This is a genomic window from Bacillus sp. REN16, assembly GCF_020731355.1.
GTDB lineage: Bacteria > Bacillota > Bacilli > Bacillales > Bacillaceae_L > Ferdinandcohnia.
Genome location: NZ_JAJFZK010000018.1, coordinates 24,740 through 45,092, shown reverse-complemented (window position 1 = coordinate 45,092; position 20,353 = coordinate 24,740). Strand labels below are relative to the sequence as shown.

General features: G+C 39.7%; 16 protein-coding genes and 2 tRNA genes. 2 read left to right on the top strand and 16 right to left on the bottom strand.

Annotation, left to right across the window (positions count from 1 at the left end):
• Nucleotides 1-13 precede the first annotated feature (13 nt).
• From LKW28_RS19370 to spoIIE, 7 genes are all read right to left on the bottom strand, one after another.
• On the bottom strand, nt 14-787 hold the full coding sequence (locus tag LKW28_RS19370) for a type III pantothenate kinase (protein WP_229142087.1): 774 nt from the start codon (nt 785-787) through the stop codon (nt 14-16).
• A 142-nt stretch (nt 788-929) separates the two neighbouring features.
• Complete coding sequence (gene ftsH, locus LKW28_RS19365; RefSeq protein WP_229142086.1) at nt 930-2,864, bottom strand: ATP-dependent zinc metalloprotease FtsH; 1,935 nt, start codon at nt 2,862-2,864, stop codon at nt 930-932.
• Between the two features lie 128 nt (nt 2,865-2,992).
• Nucleotides 2,993-3,532, bottom strand: a complete 540-nt coding sequence (gene hpt / locus LKW28_RS19360) for a hypoxanthine phosphoribosyltransferase (RefSeq protein ID WP_229142085.1) — start codon at nt 3,530-3,532, stop codon at nt 2,993-2,995.
• Nucleotides 3,533-3,547: 15 nt separating this feature from the next.
• On the bottom strand, nt 3,548-4,939 hold the full coding sequence (tilS, locus tag LKW28_RS19355; protein WP_229142084.1) for a tRNA lysidine(34) synthetase TilS: 1,392 nt from the start codon (nt 4,937-4,939) through the stop codon (nt 3,548-3,550).
• Nucleotides 4,940-4,997: 58 nt separating this feature from the next.
• Complete coding sequence (locus LKW28_RS19350) at nt 4,998-6,041, bottom strand: protein kinase domain-containing protein (RefSeq protein ID WP_229142083.1); 1,044 nt, start codon at nt 6,039-6,041, stop codon at nt 4,998-5,000.
• A complete protein-coding gene (locus LKW28_RS19345) occupies nt 6,007-6,747 on the bottom strand; it encodes a vWA domain-containing protein (RefSeq protein ID WP_058000262.1) in 741 nt (246 codons plus the stop codon). The genes LKW28_RS19350 and LKW28_RS19345 overlap by 35 nt, the downstream gene beginning before the upstream one ends.
• Nucleotides 6,748-6,818: 71 nt before the next feature.
• Nucleotides 6,819-9,305 (bottom strand): stage II sporulation protein E, encoded by a 2,487-nt coding sequence (gene spoIIE / locus LKW28_RS19340; protein WP_229142082.1) that lies wholly within the window; start codon nt 9,303-9,305, stop codon nt 6,819-6,821.
• A 474-nt stretch (nt 9,306-9,779) separates the two neighbouring features.
• On the opposite strand from spoIIE, the gene LKW28_RS19335 reads away from it, so the two are divergent.
• Together LKW28_RS19335 and LKW28_RS19330 are read left to right on the top strand one after the other, a co-directional pair.
• Nucleotides 9,780-9,856 (top strand) — tRNA-Met (locus LKW28_RS19335).
• A 79-nt stretch (nt 9,857-9,935) separates the two neighbouring features.
• Nucleotides 9,936-10,007: transfer RNA gene (locus tag LKW28_RS19330), tRNA-Glu, on the top strand.
• A gap of 420 nt (nt 10,008-10,427) precedes the next feature.
• Here LKW28_RS19330 and LKW28_RS19325 read toward each other — a convergent pair.
• From LKW28_RS19325 to mfd, 9 genes are all read right to left on the bottom strand, one after another.
• On the bottom strand, nt 10,428-10,850 hold the full coding sequence (locus LKW28_RS19325; protein WP_229142081.1) for a S1 domain-containing RNA-binding protein: 423 nt from the start codon (nt 10,848-10,850) through the stop codon (nt 10,428-10,430).
• Between the two features lie 81 nt (nt 10,851-10,931).
• A complete protein-coding gene (locus tag LKW28_RS19320; RefSeq protein WP_229142080.1) occupies nt 10,932-11,306 on the bottom strand; it encodes an FtsB family cell division protein in 375 nt (124 codons plus the stop codon).
• A gap of 15 nt (nt 11,307-11,321) precedes the next feature.
• Nucleotides 11,322-11,957: a spore cortex biosynthesis protein YabQ gene (gene yabQ / locus LKW28_RS19315; RefSeq protein ID WP_229142079.1), complete on the bottom strand. Its 636-nt coding sequence runs from the start codon at nt 11,955-11,957 to the stop codon at nt 11,322-11,324.
• A complete protein-coding gene (gene yabP, locus LKW28_RS19310) occupies nt 11,954-12,259 on the bottom strand; it encodes a sporulation protein YabP (protein ID WP_229142078.1) in 306 nt (101 codons plus the stop codon). Before yabP ends, yabQ begins: the two co-directional genes overlap by 4 nt.
• A 112-nt stretch (nt 12,260-12,371) precedes the next feature.
• Entirely contained in the window at nt 12,372-12,632 is a 261-nt protein-coding gene (locus LKW28_RS19305) for an RNA-binding S4 domain-containing protein (RefSeq protein WP_229142077.1), read from the bottom strand.
• A gap of 22 nt (nt 12,633-12,654) precedes the next feature.
• Nucleotides 12,655-14,103 carry a nucleoside triphosphate pyrophosphohydrolase gene (gene mazG / locus LKW28_RS19300; RefSeq protein ID WP_229142076.1) on the bottom strand — a complete coding sequence of 483 codons (1,449 nt, stop codon included), beginning with the start codon at nt 14,101-14,103 and terminating at the stop codon, nt 12,655-12,657.
• Nucleotides 14,100-15,725: a putative polysaccharide biosynthesis protein gene (locus LKW28_RS19295; RefSeq protein ID WP_229142075.1), complete on the bottom strand. Its 1,626-nt coding sequence runs from the start codon at nt 15,723-15,725 to the stop codon at nt 14,100-14,102. Before LKW28_RS19295 ends, mazG begins: the two co-directional genes overlap by 4 nt.
• A 141-nt stretch (nt 15,726-15,866) precedes the next feature.
• Nucleotides 15,867-16,403: a stage V sporulation protein T gene (gene spoVT / locus LKW28_RS19290; protein WP_229142074.1), complete on the bottom strand. Its 537-nt coding sequence runs from the start codon at nt 16,401-16,403 to the stop codon at nt 15,867-15,869.
• 410 nt (nt 16,404-16,813) lie between these two features.
• Nucleotides 16,814-20,350, bottom strand: coding sequence for a transcription-repair coupling factor (gene mfd, locus LKW28_RS19285; RefSeq protein WP_229142073.1), 3,537 nt, complete (start codon nt 20,348-20,350; stop codon nt 16,814-16,816).
• Between the last annotated feature and the right edge of the window lie 3 nt (nt 20,351-20,353).

Sequence of the window (20,353 nt, the reverse complement as noted above, 5' to 3'; positions counted from 1 at the left end):
ACCTGATGTCATTTCATTTTGTTTCTTTATTACGCTGGTAAATAAGATGTAACCCTTTTAACGTTAAAAACGGATCAACTACATCAATTGAAGTCGATTCAGCCGCAATCAGCCCAGCAAGCCCCCCCGTTGCGATGACCTTTGGTTGCTCCACAGCTTGGGCTTTGATCCTGGCGACGATACCCTCAACCTGACCCACATAGCCAAATAATATACCTGCCTGCATTGCACTTACAGTGTTTCGCCCAATCACACCTTCTGGACGGGCAATTTCAATTCTTGGCAACTTTGCTGCCCTTGAATACAAAGCCTCGGTTGAAATCGCAATTCCAGGTGCAATCGCTCCACCCATGTATTGCTTTTTCTCATTTATGTAGCAAAATGTAGTAGCTGTACCAAAATCGACAATGATAAGTGAACTTCCATATAGATGGATTCCAGCGACTGCATTGACGATTCGGTCGGCACCTACTTCTTTTGGGTTGTCGTATTTAATGTTTAACCCTGTCTTAATGCCTGGCCCCACCACTAAGGGCTTAATTCCAAAATACTTTAAACACATTCGCTCCAACGCAAACATAATCGGCGGAACGACAGAGGACATAATAATCCCATTAATATCGTTAAAGGTTAACCCTTCATGTGCTAATAGTGATTTTATAACGAGACCATATTCATCCTCTGTTTTATTTCGGCTGGTTTCGATTCTCCAATGATGTTTTAACTCATCATTTTCATATACCCCTAAAACCATATTTGTATTCCCTACATCAAAAACAAAAATCATGTGGTACCCCCTACCCCTGACTTTTAAACCTGACTAATGCAAACATCATACCACATCTCGTTTTTATTATTCCACAAATTAAGAGTCTTAACGGCGCAAAAAAAGGTGCCTACATTTGGTTGTAGACACCTTTTTATTTCTCTTATTTATCCTTATTTTCGCTGTCTGTTACATCCTCTTCTTTTTTCGAGTTAATTGTAACCTTTACATCTTCTTTAGGTTGATTTTCGTCATCGAAGGCTACTGGACGATCCGGTAACTTACCTTCTTCGAACAAGCCCTTAATTTGGCCTGCATCTAAAGTTTCAATCTCAAGTAATGTTTCAGCAATAAGTTTAAGTTTATCTTGATTTTCTGTTAGAATTTGTCTTGCTTTCTCATAGCTTTCTTTAATAAAGCGTTGAATCTCAAGATCAATTTCGTGGGCAATTGCATCACTGTAGTTTTGCTCGTTATGGATGTCGCGTCCCAGGAACACTTGGCCACCCTGTGCTTGACCAAATTGAAGCGGACCTAATTTTTCACTCATCCCATATTCAGTAACCATTTTACGAGCAATACCCGTAGCACGTTGGAAGTCATTGTGAGCACCTGTGCTTACTTCTCCAAAAGTGATTTCCTCTGCTACACGACCACCTAAAAGGCCGGTGATTTTATCCAATAATTCAGGTTTTGTCATAAAGTAACGATCTTCCTTAGGAAGCATTACCGCATAACCTCCTGCTTGACCACGCGGGACAATTGTAACCTTATGAACCATATCTGCTTCATCAAGCACCATTCCAATAACGGTATGCCCCGCTTCGTGGAATGCCACGATATTGCGTTCTTTTTTCGAAATGACACGATTCTTTTTCGCCGGACCTGCAATTACACGGTCTGATGCTTCATCGAGATCAGTCATATCGATTTTCTTCTTATTACTTCGAGCTGCAACAAGGGCTGCTTCATTCAGTAAGTTTTCTAAGTCTGCACCAGAAAAACCTGGTGTTCTTGCTGCGATCGCTTTTAAATCAACCGATTCATCAAGAGGCTTGTTACGAGCGTGAACGCGTAATACCGCTTCTCTTCCTTTAACATCTGGGCGTTCAACTGTAATTTGACGGTCAAAACGTCCTGGACGTAAAAGCGCTGGGTCTAGAATGTCTGGGCGGTTTGTTGCAGCAATGATGATAATTCCTTCATTCGCACCGAATCCGTCCATCTCAACTAGCAATTGGTTTAGGGTCTGTTCGCGTTCATCATGACCGCCGCCAAGACCAGCACCCCGCTGGCGTCCAACTGCATCAATTTCATCGATAAAAATGATACATGGCGCATTTTTCTTTGCATTTTCAAATAGGTCCCGTACACGTGAAGCACCGACCCCGACGAACATTTCAACAAAATCCGAACCACTGATAGTGAAGAATGGAACACCTGCTTCACCAGCAGCTGCACGCGCAAGCAATGTTTTACCGGTACCAGGAGGTCCCACAAGGAGGATCCCTTTTGGAATTCTTGCCCCTAGTTCCGCATACTTACGGGGATCTTTCAGGAACTCAACGACTTCAACAAGTTCTTGTTTCTCTTCGTCTGCACCTGCAACATCTTTAAATCTAACCTTTTTCTTTTCTTCGCTATATAACTTTGCTTTACTCTTACCAAAGTTCATAACCCTACTACCGCCGCCTTGAGCTTGATTAAGTAGGAAGAAGAATAAAATAAAGATAATAACAAATGGGATAATCGATGTAAAGAAGGTTACCCAACCACTTGTTTCCTTTGCTTTAAGGACATCTACATCTGCGTTCTGCGCAGCTTGTGTAATCCGATCAACTTCGTTTTGGCTACCAATAATGTTAGTGACAAAGAATGTATCCTTATCATAGCTATTTAGCTGACCTCTAACCTCATAGACGCCTCTTTCAGGTTGGATCGTAATATTTTTTACATCTCCAGCTTCGAGATGTTGAACAAACTTGCCATATTTCATCACTTCAGGCTGGCCGCCTGCTCCTTGGAAGAAGCTAACCACACCGATAATGACTAAAAATATGAGTAAATAGAATATGACATTTCTAAAAATCCGATTCATCCCTTACCTCCTCCCGCGGTGAACAAACTATAGTAAATAGTATCATAGTTAATAATTGCTATTCAAATGATATACGTTTAATCTGCCAATTGGTTTCAAAAAAGTCCAAGTTTTTCTTTAACAAGGGACTATTCTGAATAAACTTCTGGCTTTAATACACCGATATACGGTAAATTGCGATATTTTTCAGCGAAGTCTAGACCGTAACCTACAACAAACTCATCCGGAACAATAAAACCAACATAATCTGCGTTAATATCAGCTTTTCTTCCTGTTGGCTTATCCAAAAGTGTCACAATTTTAATGGATTTTGCTTTCCGATAACGGAATAGTTCAACAATGTAGCTTAATGTAAGACCACTGTCGATAATATCCTCAATAACAAGAATATCCCTTCCTTCTACGGATGCATCTAAGTCCTTGATGATTTTTACTTCACCAGAGGATACCGTTGAGTTTCCGTAGCTTGATACATCCATAAAATCCATTTCTAAGTATGTATCTACTTTTTTTAACAGATCGCCCATGAAAGGCATAGCGCCTTTTAAAATTCCGATGGCTAAAGGAAATTTGTCCTTATAGTCCTCTGTTAAAGTATTACCTAATTCCTTGATTTTTTGCTGAATTTCTTCCTCGCTGATTAAAACCTTCTCGATATCCTGCTTCATTTCTTTTAAAGCCCCCTAAATCATTTGCGTGTATTGTAGTACTATGTAGTGCGATTTTGTTTTACTAGTTGCTTCATATGGTGATTTTTTTAATCCTGGAAGCCACAAAATCTTTCCTTGATCATCCTCGACAATTGGCCAAAGGTCTCGTCTGTGAAGAGGTATTTTTTTATCAATGAAAATATCCTTCACTTTTTTAGAACCATTCATTCCTTTTAGTCTCATTTTATCGCCGATTTTTCTAGTTCGGACACAAATTGGTAATTGGATGGTGTCTGGATCAATGACGAAACAGTCATTTCCAACCAACGCATGAGGATAGCCCTTCCACACTTGACTCTTTATTTCACTACCATCTTCAAGTTTATAAAGCCCAGGTGTTTCAATGTGAAATCGATAGGGGCTTAACTGTTCCTTACAATCCGTATAAGTATATGTACAACTCTCATAAGATTTCACAATTCGTAAACCTGCAGGAAAATGCAATTCTCCGGATGGATGATTATTCGCCAAGAAGGTTAACAAATTGTCAATATGTACGGCAGAAAGAGAAGGAGGAAGTTCTTTGTAAAGATAGTTTAATATTAGTTGAATCCCTCTCCTTTGTAAAGATTTTGGCATTGTTAAAAAGGGTGGAATTTCAATCTCTATTTCGCTATCTCCATTCCTCCTCATTACTTTATTCATTTTTTCAATGGTTAATTCATCTAAAACTTCATTGTCCTCTGTCATATACTGATTAAATTGCAAAAAACGTTCATGTACCGCCGGATTTTCTTGTTTTAAAAATGGAAGAACATGATGTCTAAATCGATTCCTTGTATAGTCATCTTGTTCATTTGACGGATCGCGCCTTGGTGAAAGTTTCCATTCCCCGCAATAGTCTTCGATTTCCGATCTTGTGACAGCTAAAAACGGTCGGATAATCAACCCGCATGAAAATGGACGGCTCACCTGCATGCCTGCATAGCCAATTCCTTTACTCCCTCGAACTAGACGCATTAATATCGTTTCGATTTGGTCATCCCCATGATGCCCGAGCGCTAAATAATCAGCATTGTGTTTTCGCATGATTTCATTAAAAAAATCATACCTCACTTCCCGTGCGGCTACTTGGGAGCTTATTCCGTGTTCCTTTTTATAGGATGTCACATCAAATTGGATTGATTCAAAAGGAATTTGATAGGTTTCACAAAATTCTTTTACATATTGTAAATCCTCTTCTGACTCTTTCCCGCGGAACATATGGTCAACATGGGCTGCAATTAGGGTTGATTCCTTTTGATGATGTAATAAATAATGAAGTAAGGCTAGGGAATCTGGGCCCCCGGATACCCCAACTACTATTGTTGAACCCTTATCTATTAATTCATTTGTTTCAATAAACTCTTTTACTTTTTCAATCATTGCCGGAACATCCCTTTTGGTAACTGATACTGCTATCGTATCACTTTCCGAATCTTTTTTACAGAATTTGTCCATATAGATAAAGCAAATATCCGAGAGATACAAACAGCAGTAATAATACTGTTTCAAGAACCCCGCCTTTTTGTTTTTTCGGCTTTAGTTGTCTATTTGCCCTTGATAAATTGGGCCTTGCCTGTGAATGACTAGTTGCCTTTGAATTGACTTGTGACTTTCTTGTTGCCCGTTTTTTTTGGATAGGATCCTGATCTACTTTGACCCGACTCGACTTAACCTGACTTAACATCATGACCAGATCTTTTCGCATGTCAGCTGCCCGTTGGTATTTCCCATCAATCGCATGATTAAGCACAGTATCGAATTTTCGAAGGGAATCTGTGTTTGCAATAATGGATTTTAATTGCTTCACCGGTTGGTCTGCCCGTGTAAATCGGTTTGGATAGGCGGTATTCATGATAATCATCGCAACGGCAAATAAATCATAGGAGGCTTCCGCCTTTCTTGAGCCTGCCCCCCAATAACCGCGATCAAAGAACTCGGTAAACTCTTTAATCGCCCTTCCTTGTACAGTTGTTCCTCCAACATCAATACAACGGATTTTTGGGGGATTTCCCGCAACAAGTAGATTATCAGGTTTTAAGTCCCCGAAAACCCAGCCTTCCTGATGGAGCCGGTCTAAATCAGATAGCAATTGCAAGCATAGGATGCCCGTCCACTCTTTTCCTCTTTTTTCAATAAACGATAAAAAGCTTTCGCCACGAATATATTCCATAACGTAAAAGGAGATTGGACTCGAAAATCCTGGACGAATCCAATCATCAACATCTATAAAAGAAGGTCCAAGGGCAGAGCCTTGGACCTTAGAGAAGTGTTTTAACACATTTACTTCCGACGTAATTGTCACTCCATTTTCACTAATTTTTAATGCCACAGGACCATCAATACTCTCAGCTAAGTAGACAATTCCATTAGCACCTTGTCCTAAAGGTCTCACAATGCGATATGATTTTTTATGCCATTTTCCAGTAATGACAGTACCAGGGGAAGCCTTACATACCTGACTCTTCGTAGTATTGTTCATCATCACGAGATAACAAGCTCCTTAATGATCGTTTTTTCTTAAAGTAGGTAAGTGCTTCTCGAATTGCCGGTCCTGTTGGTGTGATTCCACCAGTAGTCAGCTTTGGAAAAATACTAGACAAGGATTCTAGTCTTGGCGTCCAATCTAATACCCTTTCTACTTCAACCCGTTTCCCCGGAAATACGAAAACAGAAAATTGATTGTCTCCCATTCTTGCATTTAAGCTAATTGATAGGTCAAGCAAGGCTTCTTTTACAGTTGGTAATTTATGCTTCATACTCGCACTTGTATCCACTAGAACCAGAACCTCTAAATCAACTGTTTCACCAAGTTCATCGACGACCTCCATTACTTCTCCGCGTTTTTCCGGAGGAAGGTCTTCCATTGATGTCTTAGCTCCAAGGATTTGTTGAAGTTCCTTGTTAACCACCCCCTGAAGAGTTTGGGTCATTGCCTGTCTTGTCACCATTTGAACCGTTTGCGACAGCTGCGTAGAATAGACGATTTGGCTAACACCTCCACCAGCAGTTGCCATTCCTTCTATTTCCTGCATTCCTTGTTCATCAATTGTATCCTGCTCCACTACACCAATGACATTAATGGTTACTCCTTGCTCTCTGGCAAGTGCTGCCATTGCAATCGGATCTTCCCCTTGATTTGAACAACCGTCCGTAATTAATAGAATTTGCTTCAAAGTGCCTTTTTGCACGTTTCATCCCCTCCTGCTTAAGGTAGTAACAGGATGGACGAATAAAACATTTTTTAAACCTTTTACTAGAATCAAATTGCTTTGCTTTTCGTTTTCTGATGCCCATACGCGGGAATCGCTGCCCATTTTGGTGTATTATGCTTGATCTTTGTCACAACAACAGTCATGTCATCTTCAATTTGACCGGATCTTGTGCGGATTACCTCCTCCATAATTAGATCTGCAACTTCTTGAGGATCCTTTGTTTGAATTTCTTTGATTTTACGCTTCATCCACAAATCATAGTTTTCAACATGCTTTGGTCCTTCAAAAATTCCGTCACTCATCATAATTAACAGGTCTCCAGCCTTCAATTGTTCATCTACTACCTCCACTTCAAATTCCTCAATGATTCCCATTGGTAGATTACTTGCTTGTATTTTACTAATCTTATCTCCTCTCTTAATATAGCTTGGCGTAGAGCCGATTTTTAAAAACTTTGCACTTGCATCCTGCAAATCGATCACCGCTAAATCGAGGGTCGAGAATATCTCATCCGTTGTTCGTAACGAGAGAATGGAGTTAACCGATTTAATCGCGACCTTCTCTTCAATGCCAGATTGCAGAATCTTTTTTAATAACTCCAAGGTTTCGTTGCTTTCATAATGAGCCCGTTCACCATTGCCCATCCCATCACTGATGGCAACCGCATGCTTTCCAGCACCTAGTTCAATGGTTGAAAAGCTGTCTCCTGATACTAATCCGCCTCCTTTTGCAGCATGAGCGACACCTGTATCAATCACATAAGCTTTTGCTGAACCAAGTGTCACATGGCAAAACCCATTTGGGTATGCTGAGCATTCTTCATTTTTTACAAGGATTGTTTCTTCCAAAATATCCGATAGCATCGGTGCAATTAATTTTTCACACTCCCCACTTCCATTGCAATATGGAATACTCAATTCAATATCAACATTACCTTGTTCCACACTATAAATTTCAACATGCCCAATTTGAATTCCAAACGACTGCAACGCATCCAAGATTTGCTCTTCTAACAGATGGTGATTTTCACCCTCACGTTGTATTTCCTTGGCAAAATCACTCATTACCTGTGATACCCCTAATAATTGATCAGCTACTAGCTTTCTACTCTCCTTCACTTGTTTTTTAAGCTTTTGATTTGCTTGATAATACATCAGCTCCTGTTCAACTGCATCAATTACTTTTTTCGAGCGGTGACAATGCTTGTCCCAATCCCTCGTAAGTTTGTGATTGTACTGAAGTGAATTTGTTTCACATCCATGCATAATATCCTTCATATAGTCATATGTTTTATTAAAGTTCTTGGACCAGCACGCTTCCTTTTTAAAACAGGATTGACAGGTTTTTTCCGTTACATTGCTTAAAAACAGATCAACTTCACGTCCTTCATCCTCTTCATCATTGGGATACCCATATTCCGAGAAACTGTTGGACAAAGCCTCAAATACTGTTGAAAACTGCGAAACACGATTTGCAGTGACATCCCGAATTTTACGTAAATATTGCTGTTGTTCTGCATGATGTTCAGGAGTTCCTGGTATGTTTTTCGCTACCTTGCTTATTAGACTTTTTGGTGTTAATAAAAACAATAAAATCGCTACACCGGATTCATATAAGGTGGGAATAATTTGACTAGCCCCTTCACCGTAAAGACCAATTAATAGTGTTCCAACAATGAGACCAAATGCAACCCCTGCTTTTTTACCTTCTTTTAAGAGACCGCCCAGCAGACCAGAAAATGCAAGCAGACTCATTTGATACAAACTTGTTACATTTGCCAAACTTAGAATTAGTCCGGTTACAACCCCTACCGTTGAACCGATCGTTGCCCCTGCAACAAACGCAAACAAGAGGACAACATATCTTGAAAGTATATTTGAAATCGACATCTCATATACGAGCCATCCCATCGTTCCTGTTAACACAGAGGCAATTAAGATAATCAAACAAATAACTTCTTCTGTTTTAAAGGTTTGTCTCCTTCGTCTCTCTGTTAACAATGGTACACTTTGCAGGAATATCAAGGTTAAGATAAAGGCTAATCCGGATCCAACACCAATCATTACCCCATCATGGATGGTGATCGCTCCCTGAGTTACATAAAGGACTCCCGCCTTTACGATGGCAGAAGAAATTAACACAAGAGCCGGCAGCGCCTTGATCAAATCTACTTTAAATCTTTGAAGAATTTTATAGATTCCAAGAAAAAGCACAATTGATAGAAATGTAAAAATGGTCACCTCTGCCGATAGCGTAAAGGATCCCGCGATAACAGCTACCATCGCAAGTCCAGCTTTTCCTTTTTTCATCATAAAGACAGCCGCAAAAAACGGTAATGCAAAGGGGGTTAATTCATTTAGGATGAGGGCTCGTCCCAATAAAAAACCAACGACTCCAAGTAAAAGCCCGTTTAATAAAAATAGATTTTCAAGTTTGACTTGAAAACGATGAAACCATCTGGACACAGTATCCTGTGTTCTTTCAATGTCTACCTCAGTGATCGGCCCGCTCAGATTCCTCTCTATTCTTTCCATTTACAAACACTCCCCGTATTTAATAGTTGCTGTTATTATACAGTTGGAGGAATTCATAATTTGTCAAAACAACAGGATTGAAAGTGAAAATCATTCGACTGCTTGTCTAGTTTTCCTACAAAATAAATGGCATATGACGAATTTTAGCAGTCTTATTTGATAGGTTTAGGGAAAGTTTTATAGATTTGATGTGTATATTGTGTGAATTTTTGTATTATTTTCCTTTAACACAAAAGATATTGACGAACGAATAGACAGAAGGTATTATATTACTTGTGCTTACTTACTAGAGTTTGAGAAAATGATTGTCGAACACTAAGTAAATACAATCATGGCGGTGTAGCTCAGCTTGTCCCTACTTCTTCGAGTCATCCTCATTGAGGACATGCGACGAAGAACGGAGTTAAGAGAAGCAGGCGAAGCCAGAACGATAAACTAGTACAGTATGTATAACTTATCATTTTACTAAATCATGGCGGTGTAGCTCAGCTGGCTAGAGCGTACGGTTCATACCCGTGAGGTCGGGGGTTCGATCCCCTCCGCCGCTACCATAATTATGNGGCTAGAGCGTACGGTTCATACCCGTGAGGTCGGGGGTTCGATCCCCTCCGCCGCTACCATAATTATGATGGCCCGTTGGTCAAGCGGTTAAGACACCGCCCTTTCACGGCGGTAACACGGGTTCGAATCCCGTACGGGTCATACAAAGCTCCAAAAACTCGCCATATTAATTGGTGAGTTTTTTTAGTGGAAAAAAACCTTATTATTCATACCGTAATGCATTAAAAGGAGGTTCCCTTGGATAATTGAGATATAAGATGTCTTGCGCTTACCAGTAACCAGTAAAAGTAAAATAAGTGGAGATTTTCCGGTTAAATTTAGAATGAAGCATGTTTCGGAGTAAATAAGAGTAGATTTTCCGGTTATGTAATGAAAAATCCCCCATTTTGGCACTTTTTAAGCATATAGAAGGAATTTTTCCCTCTATTTATGACTTTTTTAGTAATAGTTACAAATTAAGCGGAGTTTTTCCCTCTATTCATCAGCTCTGGTACTTAATCTTATACAAAAAAGCACCCGGGATTGGGTGCTTAATATATATATATAAGCTACGGCAGCAGGTTATCCTCTTCTTGCTCCACGCCCACCACGTTTTGATTCAGTGTTGCGCTTTAAGGAAGATAGACGATCTTCACTGTCCTTCAGAAAGCGATTCATCTTTTGTTCAAAGTTTTCAGTTTTGTTTTGATTACGTTGGTCGTTTCTGTTATTACGCGGACCATTGTGACGCGGGCGTTGCGGTTGTGGTGTTTCTTTTGCCTTTTTAATGGATAAACCAATTTTTCCATCTTTCTCAACATTAATAACCTTGACCTCAACTTGGTCGCCGACTTTTAAATGCTCATTAATATCTTTTACATAATTGTCCGCAACCTCACTAATATGGACAAGACCAGTTGATCCTTCTGGAAGCTCCACAAACGCTCCGAAATTCGTAATTCCTGTTACCTTCCCTTGAACCTTGCTACCTACTTCGATTGACATAAAAAAAATGCTCCTCCTTAAATTCGAAAAAAAATCTATTTACTTCATTATACATAATATAAAAATCAAGTGTCAATAAGACTAAGACCCATCACCGACTTTAAAAATAATTTCTCCTTCCTTAGATAGAAAATAATCCCTGCGAATTATTTTTTCGATATACTCATCACTGTTGAGTTTTACGACCTCTTCTTCAAGAAGAACTTGCTCATCTTTAAGCGCGGTTAGCTGTTCTTGTAATTGTTCCTTTTCAGCAACCTTTTCATTCATTGTCTTATGTTGCGACACCACCATTGTAATAAGCCCATAAGATATGATTGCCACCAAAACGAAAAAGGCAATCAATCTTCTAATCAAGCCTTTTCGTTTCACTTGAATGGCTTGTTCTTGTTGTTTATACTTTTCCATATAGGTTGATTGTAACTGTGTTACATTTTTCTTTCTTACTGCACTCATTGTAAAGAATGCCTCCTATTGTTTCCTTATCTTCTTCCACCATTTTACCAATATAGGTTTGATATTCTCTACTTTTTTGAATAATCCTGCACACTTTCGAAAAATCTTTTCTACATTTTTCGTAAAAGCGGACGGTAACAGTCTCCAGATCATGATTCCAATCCACTTAATCGGAGCAAAACAAATTTTAAGGATCATCAAACAAATCTTGAGAAAGACTTTCCCAAACACGAGGAGGATATTGAGTATCCCCAACAGGATCACGATAATGAGCTTATAAAGCATTTTGATGGGCCGAACGATGAGTAATTCACCGGTTCGCAGTAAAAATTCGTATAACCGTATGATGGCTTGAATAATATGTTCTAATATTTTCACATATATTGATTTTAATAAACTTTGGTATGCGGCAAATCCACATAGGATCGCGATAAATACATAGAATCGCAGTTCACCCTCATTTACCAGCAAAAGCGTATAAAAGAACAACAGGCCTTGTACAACCCAAAAAAGAATATCATTGATAAATACGAAGAAATACTTTCGTCGCGGGCGCTTTAGGAAGCGCTGGTACGTATCTAGGGAGGCTCCTAGCCAGCCCCCCATGCAAATCATTGCAAGTAATGTGTAAAATTGGGTGGTAAGGGTCATCTAAATAACTTGCTAAAGAATCCTTTAGCCTTCTCCGTGGAATGTTCGTCTAAATAGCTTATATCATAGACCCTTCCTTTGATTGATACAATGCCTTTTTCCACATCAAGATTTTTCATTTGCAGGTTTTGGCCACGAATTGCTAGGAAGCCCATAACAGTTTCAAGTAAAAATTCCTCATTATCAAAGCTTTCTACTTGTTTTACACCTGTTATATCAAGAAGCTTGCGACTTCTCATGATCACATCATGCTCTTGTGCGGTTCCTTTATTGGATGGCGCTCCATCATAGTATTGGTTCATTTTTTAACCCCCACATTCATACTTAAGCAGTCAGAATGACCACTTGTTTAATAGTAAAATGTATGAGTTTATGGTGGGTTTTAGAACAAGCCTTGTGGTGAATATCGAATGTTTAAGCCTCTACTCTTTCTTCTTTCACTAAGGAGTAAAGGTTGTTTGCATCTTCTTTTTTTGTTGTTTCTTTAAGGTCTTCAATTTTCACCGTTACAATTTTCTGTCCAAAACGAATGGTTAACTCATCCCCAATTTTTACATTGCTGCTTGCCTTGGCTGCTAAGCCATTAATGAGGATTCTTCCTTGGTCAGCTACCTCTTTTGCCAGTGTACGTCTTTTAATTAAACGTGAAACCTTCAAAAATTTATCCAATCGCATGTGTTTCACCTCTTTTATATTTTTATAGTCCATTGTGTTTAGCTTTTTCCCAGATGGCATCAAGCTGCTCTAGGGTTTGCTCTTCAAATCTTAACCCTTGATTTCTGATTTCATTTTCTATAAATTGAAAACGTCTCGCGAACTTTTGGTTCGTCATCGCAAGTGCTTCTTCTGGGTCGAATTTATAAAATCTTGCGATGTTGGCTAGCGCAAATAGAATATCTCCAAACTCTTGAATGGCTTCTGCTTTTGCTTTTTTCGCTACTGCATCCTTGTATTCGTGTATTTCTTCAAAAACCTTGTCCCACATAGGTTCGACAGCATCCCAGTCAAATCCTACTTTGGCTGCTTTTTTTTGATATTGAACAGCCTTCATTAGCCCTGGTAAACCCTTTGTGACATCATCTAAAATCGAATTTTCCTCAGCAGCGCTGCCTTTTTCCAATTTTTTAATTTGCTCCCAATTGGTCACGACTTCCTCTGCTGTTTCTGCTGAAATATCCCCAAATACATGTGGGTGTCTTCGGATCATTTTTTCAGAAACCCCACGAATGACGTCATCAATGGTAAACATCCCCTCATCTTCCCCAATTTGGGCATGAAGGAGAATTTGCAGAAGCACATCCCCTAGTTCCTCTGTTAAATGATCATCATCTTTGCTGTCAATGGCATCAAGAACTTCGTAGGCTTCTTCTAACAGGTATTTTTTTAATGACTCATGGGTTTGTTTTTGATCCCACGGGCATCCGCCCGGTCCTCTTAACGCTGCAATAATTTTTCTAAAAGTACGAAAATCATGGTATAGCAGCTCTTCTTCCTTCACCGGCGGGACATAGACGCTTGTCAGATTGTTCACTTCTACTCCTCGATCTAATTCATAAAGAGGGGCTTTCGTGATTTTTTCATTGGCACTGCCCGCTGCTGTTACGATATACACTTCATGTTCATCAGGTAATTGCTCCATTAACGTTAACTTCACATTAGACGCAATGTATTGGTCATATACCTGACAGATGATGATATGCTGAGACAGCTGCAATTCATCCTTTGTAAATGCTAAAGCATCTAGGAATTGGAATCCTTCAATTGGATCAATTTTCAATGACGCTAATAACGGATCAATAAAGCTTTGACCACCCTCAATTTGAACCTTGAGGTTTTTATCCCCAAGTAATAGTTGAGTGGTCTTTTCTGCTACCATCGGATGTCCTGGCACAGCATAGACAATATCCTTTGTTTTTGCTTCATTTTTTAAAATAGTAACGATCTCATCATAAACTTCCTCAAATTGGTCATGCTTTTCATAAATTTCATCAAAGGATTGATAGGAAATTCCTTCGGCTTCTAATTCCTTAATCACGGGATGCTCCTTCGTCCGAAGAAACAAATATTCAGTTGTTAAAAGTTTTCGATAAATGCCAAGTGGGAGCTGTGATAAATCTCCCGCTCCTAACCCGATAACTGTTATCATGTGTTCTTACCCCCTCTAAATATCCTAACTAGCAAGGTTCCTTTTGATCCAAGCGGGATTTCCGAGAGTTCTTCTTCTGAAAACACTCTCCCTCTTAAAATAAAATAAAGATAGATTACTCCCCCCATACAAACAGAGGACAATGCTTCAAAGCTTGCAAATGTACGAGTTTCTGCTGCCCTCGGAAAAAAATGGTGCAAGGCCCATGAATAACAGAAAATCACGAACACCATCGCAAATGTGGCAAAAAGAACATGGTAAATAAATGTCCATTTTCTCATTACCCCTGGCAGCCTTCTTTCTAGGATAAAAATATGTATAACTGCTATCACCCCAAAGGCAACTAAGGTTGCAATCGCCGCACCCATGGTCCCGAAGTTAGGAATAAGTATCAGATTGAAAAGCCATTTTAAAAGCATTCCAACCATTACAACAATGGCAGGAATAAACGGATGACCAAGCCCTTGTAATATTGCAGTAATGGATTGTGACAATGTCGTAAATAAAATTGAAAAACCGATAATCATTAAAACCGTAGTTCCAAGATCATTTCGAAACAGCATAATATTTGTAGGCTCTAAGACACACGCAAGACCTACTGCCGCTCCAAGTCCGACGACAACACTTAGCCGGAATGTTAAATCGACCTTTTTTTGAATAAAAGCCATATCTTTTCTTGCCTTGGCACTTGCGATGAGTGGAACAAGTGATAATGCCAAAGAAGTGGCTACAACTGTTCCGAGCTGAAGCAAAGGTTGACCCCTGTCATAAACTCCCTTTACTTGTTTTGCTGCTTCTTCCTCCATTCCACCTGAAACTAACAAGGAATAGACAGTGAAAGAATCGACTAGCTGAAATAGTATGAGCAATAAAGCACTTATACAAATCGTCATTCCTTGGGTGAAAAGGATTTTGACTATCTCCATTGTTTTGATTGAAGCTTTTTGAAATAATCGTTTTTGACCAGTCTTCTTCCTCTTCAACAAATAAAACAATAAAACGGATATTGCTGCAAACCCGCCTGTAATCGAACCAAATATCGCTCCCGCCCCTGCCTCATATACTCCATATCCATATTCAAGTAGAATAAAGGACAACAATAGAATGGTCACAACGCGAATTGATTGTTCTGTTACTTGTGAAACAGCAGTAGGGACCATATTTTTATGACCTTGGAAATAACCGCGAAAGACAGAAATAAACGGCATGAGTAAAAAGGAAAATGAAATCACCTTAATCAGTGCTGAGAGCTCCTTGTCACCCATCCAGCCAGCAACAATTTCCGATCCCCAGTATAAAAGACTAAAAATCGCGATTCCCAGTCCTAGTAATGTAAGTAAGGTGATATAGAGGATTTTCATGGCAGAAGCTACGTCATGTTCCTCTAATTTCTCTGCAAGAAGCTTTGAAATAATCACTGGAAATCCGTATGTAGAAAGCACGAGAACAATTCCGTAAATTGGATATGCTTGTTGATATATGTAAAAGCCGATATCCCCCGCAATGTTCTGGTAAGGGATACGGTAACCGGCACTTAGTATCTTGGTGATCAAACCGGCAAAGGCAAGTACAAATGCACCCTCCCAAATTCGTTTTGACCGCTCCTCGGATTGGACGTTCATCGCCCATCTCCTTTCAAATCGAATAATTCGAGTGTATTATAACATACTTCCCTGTCTAAGACTGTCCTAGGTAGGACAATTTCCTCGTAACGGAAGAAAAGGCAGCTAAAATAGCTACCTTTTCACTTATCACATCTTCTATTATTGTTCCATCTGTCGCGCTAGGAAACCGGCTGCCGTTTCGACTGCCTTTTGTTCTACTTCACCAAGCGCCTTTTCTTTTGATAAAATCACAACTGCACCGATTGGATCTCCATTTGCAATGATCGGACCGATTGTATATGATGAGATTGTTTCATCGGCACCCTCTACGATGGACATTTGGCGTTCTTCTGTTTCTAAAATAGAGGATCGGTCCTCCATCGATTTTTCGATTAGCTCACTTATGTTTTTATTTAAGTATTCTTTTTTGGAGCCTCCTGTAACCGCAATAAATTGGTCGCGGTCACAAATAAGTACTTGATGCCCCAAGCTATCGAAGAGGGCCTCTGCATATTCCTTCGCAAAGTCACTTAATTCACTAATCGGGGAATATTTCTTTAAAATAACCTCTCCATCACGATCAACAAAAATCTCTAATGGATCTCCCTCTCTAATACGTAACGTTCTGCGGATCTCTTTCGGGATAACTACTCGACCTAAATCATCAATACGACGAACAATACCAGTTGCCTTCATTCATGATGCCTCACTTTCATCTGATGATCAAAGATTAGTGGTGATTGATAGGAATGTTCAAAACTCCGGTAAATATGACGCATCGATTTTCTGCGTTGGCTTGCTTCTCCGGTCCTCATGTATTAACTGCATACACTTCGGTCCTCAAAGCTGCGCCGCCTTGAAAATCTCGGTCCTCTTCATCCTCCTTTTGAACAAACACTTAATGAACATTTTGTATACTTTTGAATAAATCACCATTTGTTGTTGAGTTTAGTATCTTACACCAACAGAGTTCTATTCACGATGATTGTGATTTTTCATTATAGGAAAAAATAACCATACATCAGAACTAGAGGCCACTCATACTTTGGTTCTATTCGTCGTCGTTTAAATAGATCTTTGTGTACCGAAGGATCACTTACCCCAAGCTAAACCGCATTTACATTTTCTTTTTTTACACCTTGTAACCCTTTGACCATATCATGGATAATTCCTAACCATCGGTTCACATCTAATCCCTTTGTTTGGATAACTATTTTTAACTTGCTGCCTTCCATCCCAAGACTGATCATTCGACCAAATGTATTTCCTAATTTAAAAATCTTTTGGCCATCAACTTGGCTACTTGCTTGTTCAGATAAAAGAATTGTGATTTCCTGTTTAACCTGTTTAATGGAGATCACTTGCTCTGCTAAAGCATAGACCTTAATCTTGGCAATTTCAAAAAGATAATCCACTTCTGCTGGGTATTCACCAAAGCGGTCAACCATTTCTTCTTGGAGTTCTTCAACATCCTCCATTGAGGTGATGCCTCTAAATCGCTTATACATATCAATTTTTTGGCGGCCATCCGAAATGTACGCATCTGGAATATACGCGTCTACTTCTACATCAATTTCCACACTCGTTTGTTTAACTGCTGTTGCATCTCCTTTACGTTCCTCGATTGCCTCTTTTAGCATTTGTGAGTATAGATCAAATCCGACAGAATCAATAAATCCGTGTTGCTGGGCTCCTAAAATATTCCCCGCACCGCGAATCGACAAGTCGCGCATTGCAATTTTAAATCCTGAACCAAGCTCCGTGAATTCCTTGATCGCTTGGAGTCGTTTTTCCGCGACTTCATTCAATACCTTATCTTTTCGATACGTAAAATACGCATATGCCACACGATTTGAACGCCCTACACGACCTCTGAGCTGATAAAGCTGGGAAAGGCCCATTCGATCCGCATCCTGAACAATCAACGTGTTCACGTTTGGAATATCAACGCCTGTTTCAATAATAGTAGTCGTCACTAGGACATCATATTGACCATCAAGGAAGTTTAAAATCACTGCTTCAAGTTCATTCTCAGTCATTCTACCATGTGCATAAGCAATTCTTGCATCAGGAACAAGCATCGAGATTTCTTCCGCCTTACGTTCGATATCCTCAACCCGGTTATATAAGAAGTACACCTGTCCGTCTCTTGCCATCTCCCTTTCAATCGCTTCTCTGATAAGTTCACCATTGTATTCGACCACATAGGTTTGAACAGGGAATCGATTTTCAGGCGGTGTTTCAATAACGGACAAGTCACGAACACCTAGCATAGACATATGAAGTGTACGTGGGATTGGTGTAGCTGTTAAGGTAAGCACATCAATATTTGCTTTCAATTGTTTGATTTTTTCCTTATGTGTTACACCAAAACGTTGTTCCTCATCAATAATTAATAAACCTAAATCTTTATAGGTAATATCTTTAGACAGAAGGCGATGGGTACCAACGACGATATCAACCGTCCCTGCCTTTAGCCCTTTTGTAACCTCTGTTTGCTGTTTCTTTGAACGGAAACGACTTAGTTGTCCAATTGAAATCGGAAAATCCTGAAATCTTTCGCGAATCGTTTCATAATGCTGCTGCGCCAAAATTGTAGTCGGAACTAAGAGGGCTACTTGTTTTCCATCCATAATTGCCTTAAATGCAGCACGAATCGCAACCTCTGTCTTTCCATAGCCAACATCCCCACAAAGCAGACGATCCATTGGGCGCTCGCGTTCCATATCCTTTTTAATTTCCTGGATTGATCGCAGCTGATCCTCTGTTTCTTGATACTGGAAGGATGCCTCAAATTCTCTTTGCATTTCTGCATCTGGAGAGAAAGCAAATCCTTTACTTGCTTCCCGCTCAGCATATAGCTTAATTAAATCATCCGCAATATCCTGTACAGATGATTCAACCTTCTTCTTCACACGCTTCCAGTCGGTACCGCCTAGTTTATAAATCTTTGGTTCCTTGCCTTCAGAGCCAACATATTTTTGCACCTGCTCAATTTGTTCGACAGGAACATAAAGCTTGTCATTCCCTTGATAACGAATATGCAGATAATCCTTATGAATTCCGTTAATTTCTAATGTTTCAATTCCTAAGTACTTCCCAATCCCGTGGTTGACGTGAACAACGTGGTCTCCAACATGTAATTCGGAATAGCTCTTGATCCGCTCTGCGTTTGATAGCTTTTGCTTACGTTTCGTCTTTTGCATTTTTTTCTTAAAAAGCTCTTCTTCCGTAATAACGGCGATTCGTTGTAACGACAATTCAAAACCATCCTGAAGATCACCAAGCATGATTTGTGCATTTCCTAGCAAAACCTCTCCATCACTCTTACTAGTAACTGCATGAATCTCATAGTCAGACAGGACCTGTTCAAGCTTTTTCACCCGTTCTTCATTTGAACCGAGGAAAATTACAGAGTAATTCCCTTTCTGCCAACGTTCAAGTTCTGATTTTAGAAGATGCATTTGGCCGTGGAAACTTTGCATCTGTTTACAGGATATATTCAAGATGTTCTGTGGGCTTGTATGTGGTACATGCCTTAAAAATAGCGATAAATAAACCAATGGATTGGTTGATTGCTGAAGAAGCTTTGTGAACGAGTGTGACAATGTACTATTATGGATAATCTCACCTTGTGATAAAAGACTTGTCACCCACTCTGCCTCTTCTTTGTCCAAACTATCCGCCATTTCCTGGATTCTACTAATTTCATCTAATAAAACGAGCCCGTTTGCAGGTATATAGTCTAGTAAACTAGCAGGCTGGTCGTAGATGAGGGATAGATATTTGAACATTTGCTGAATCGTTTGCCCATTCTTTAATTGTTCGAGCTCGAATGAAATATTCTCTATTAATAGTTCCTTTGCCTTCTCATCCTTAACCTTCTTTAAGCTTTTGGCTAGCCCTTCTTCTAATTTATTTACGGCTTTTTCTAAATGGGTTGGTGTTAATAGAATTTCAGTTGCAGGTCCAAGTACGACCGAGTTAACTTTTCCTTGCGAACGTTGGTCCTCCAGTGAGAATGTGCGGATTGAATCAACCTCTGTGTCAAATAGCTCAATCCGAACCGGGTTTTCCTCTGTTAACGGGTACACATCGAGAATTCCACCTCTGACACTGTATTCACCCGGTGCAGACACCATTGATACCCGTTCATAGCCCATTTCAATGAACTTTTCTAATATATCTGATAGTTCAATATCCTGTCCGACAGTAAATGTCAACTGACTTTCATTCCATAGCTTTTTAGGTGGAAGCAGCCTTTTCAATCCTGCAATTGGAGCAACAATGACACCTTTGGATTGGTGACTCCAATAATTCAAAGCTTCAATTCGCTGCCCCTTTAGCTCAGGGCTTGCAATTCCAATTTCTGATGCGATTAATTCATTAACTGGATAAAGGAAAACCTCGTCTTCTTCTAAAAGCCCATTTAGATCCTCATAGATTTTCTGAGCCTGAAACAAATTATGTGTAACAACTAAAATAGGTCGTTCTGTTTGTCTATAAAGAGCTGCCGCAAACACAGTGCGGGCAGATCCGGATAAACCAGCAATTAACTGTTCCCGTAAGCCCCCATCTATTCCGTTAATAATCGATTTTAACTCATCATTGTTTCCAACATACTGTTGTAGTCCCTTAAGCAACTC

Bases quoted from the DNA above. Each gene is read 5' to 3' on its own strand.
- spoVT (WP_229142074.1), bottom strand. From the start codon at position 16,403: ATGAAGGCAACTGGTATTGTTCGTCGTATTGATGATTTAGGTCGAGTA.
- LKW28_RS19320 (WP_229142080.1), bottom strand. From the start codon at position 11,306: ATGAGTGCAGTAAGAAAGAAAAATGTAACACAGTTACAATCAACCTAT.
- hpt (WP_229142085.1), bottom strand. From the start codon at position 3,532: ATGAAGCAGGATATCGAGAAGGTTTTAATCAGCGAGGAAGAAATTCAG.
- LKW28_RS19370 (WP_229142087.1), bottom strand. From the start codon at position 787: ATGATTTTTGTTTTTGATGTAGGGAATACAAATATGGTTTTAGGGGTA.
- tilS (WP_229142084.1), bottom strand. From the start codon at position 4,939: ATGATTGAAAAAGTAAAAGAGTTTATTGAAACAAATGAATTAATAGAT.
- LKW28_RS19295 (WP_229142075.1), bottom strand. From the start codon at position 15,725: ATGAACGTCCAATCCGAGGAGCGGTCAAAACGAATTTGGGAGGGTGCA.
- LKW28_RS19350 (WP_229142083.1), bottom strand. From the start codon at position 6,041: ATGATGAACAATACTACGAAGAGTCAGGTATGTAAGGCTTCCCCTGGT.
- LKW28_RS19305 (WP_229142077.1), bottom strand. From the start codon at position 12,632: ATGCGATTGGATAAATTTTTGAAGGTTTCACGTTTAATTAAAAGACGT.
- ftsH (WP_229142086.1), bottom strand. From the start codon at position 2,864: ATGAATCGGATTTTTAGAAATGTCATATTCTATTTACTCATATTTTTA.
- mazG (WP_229142076.1), bottom strand. From the start codon at position 14,103: ATGATAACAGTTATCGGGTTAGGAGCGGGAGATTTATCACAGCTCCCA.
- yabQ (WP_229142079.1), bottom strand. From the start codon at position 11,957: ATGACCCTTACCACCCAATTTTACACATTACTTGCAATGATTTGCATG.
- LKW28_RS19325 (WP_229142081.1), bottom strand. From the start codon at position 10,850: ATGTCAATCGAAGTAGGTAGCAAGGTTCAAGGGAAGGTAACAGGAATT.
- spoIIE (WP_229142082.1), bottom strand. From the start codon at position 9,305: ATGGAAAGAATAGAGAGGAATCTGAGCGGGCCGATCACTGAGGTAGAC.
- yabP (WP_229142078.1), bottom strand. From the start codon at position 12,259: ATGAACCAATACTATGATGGAGCGCCATCCAATAAAGGAACCGCACAA.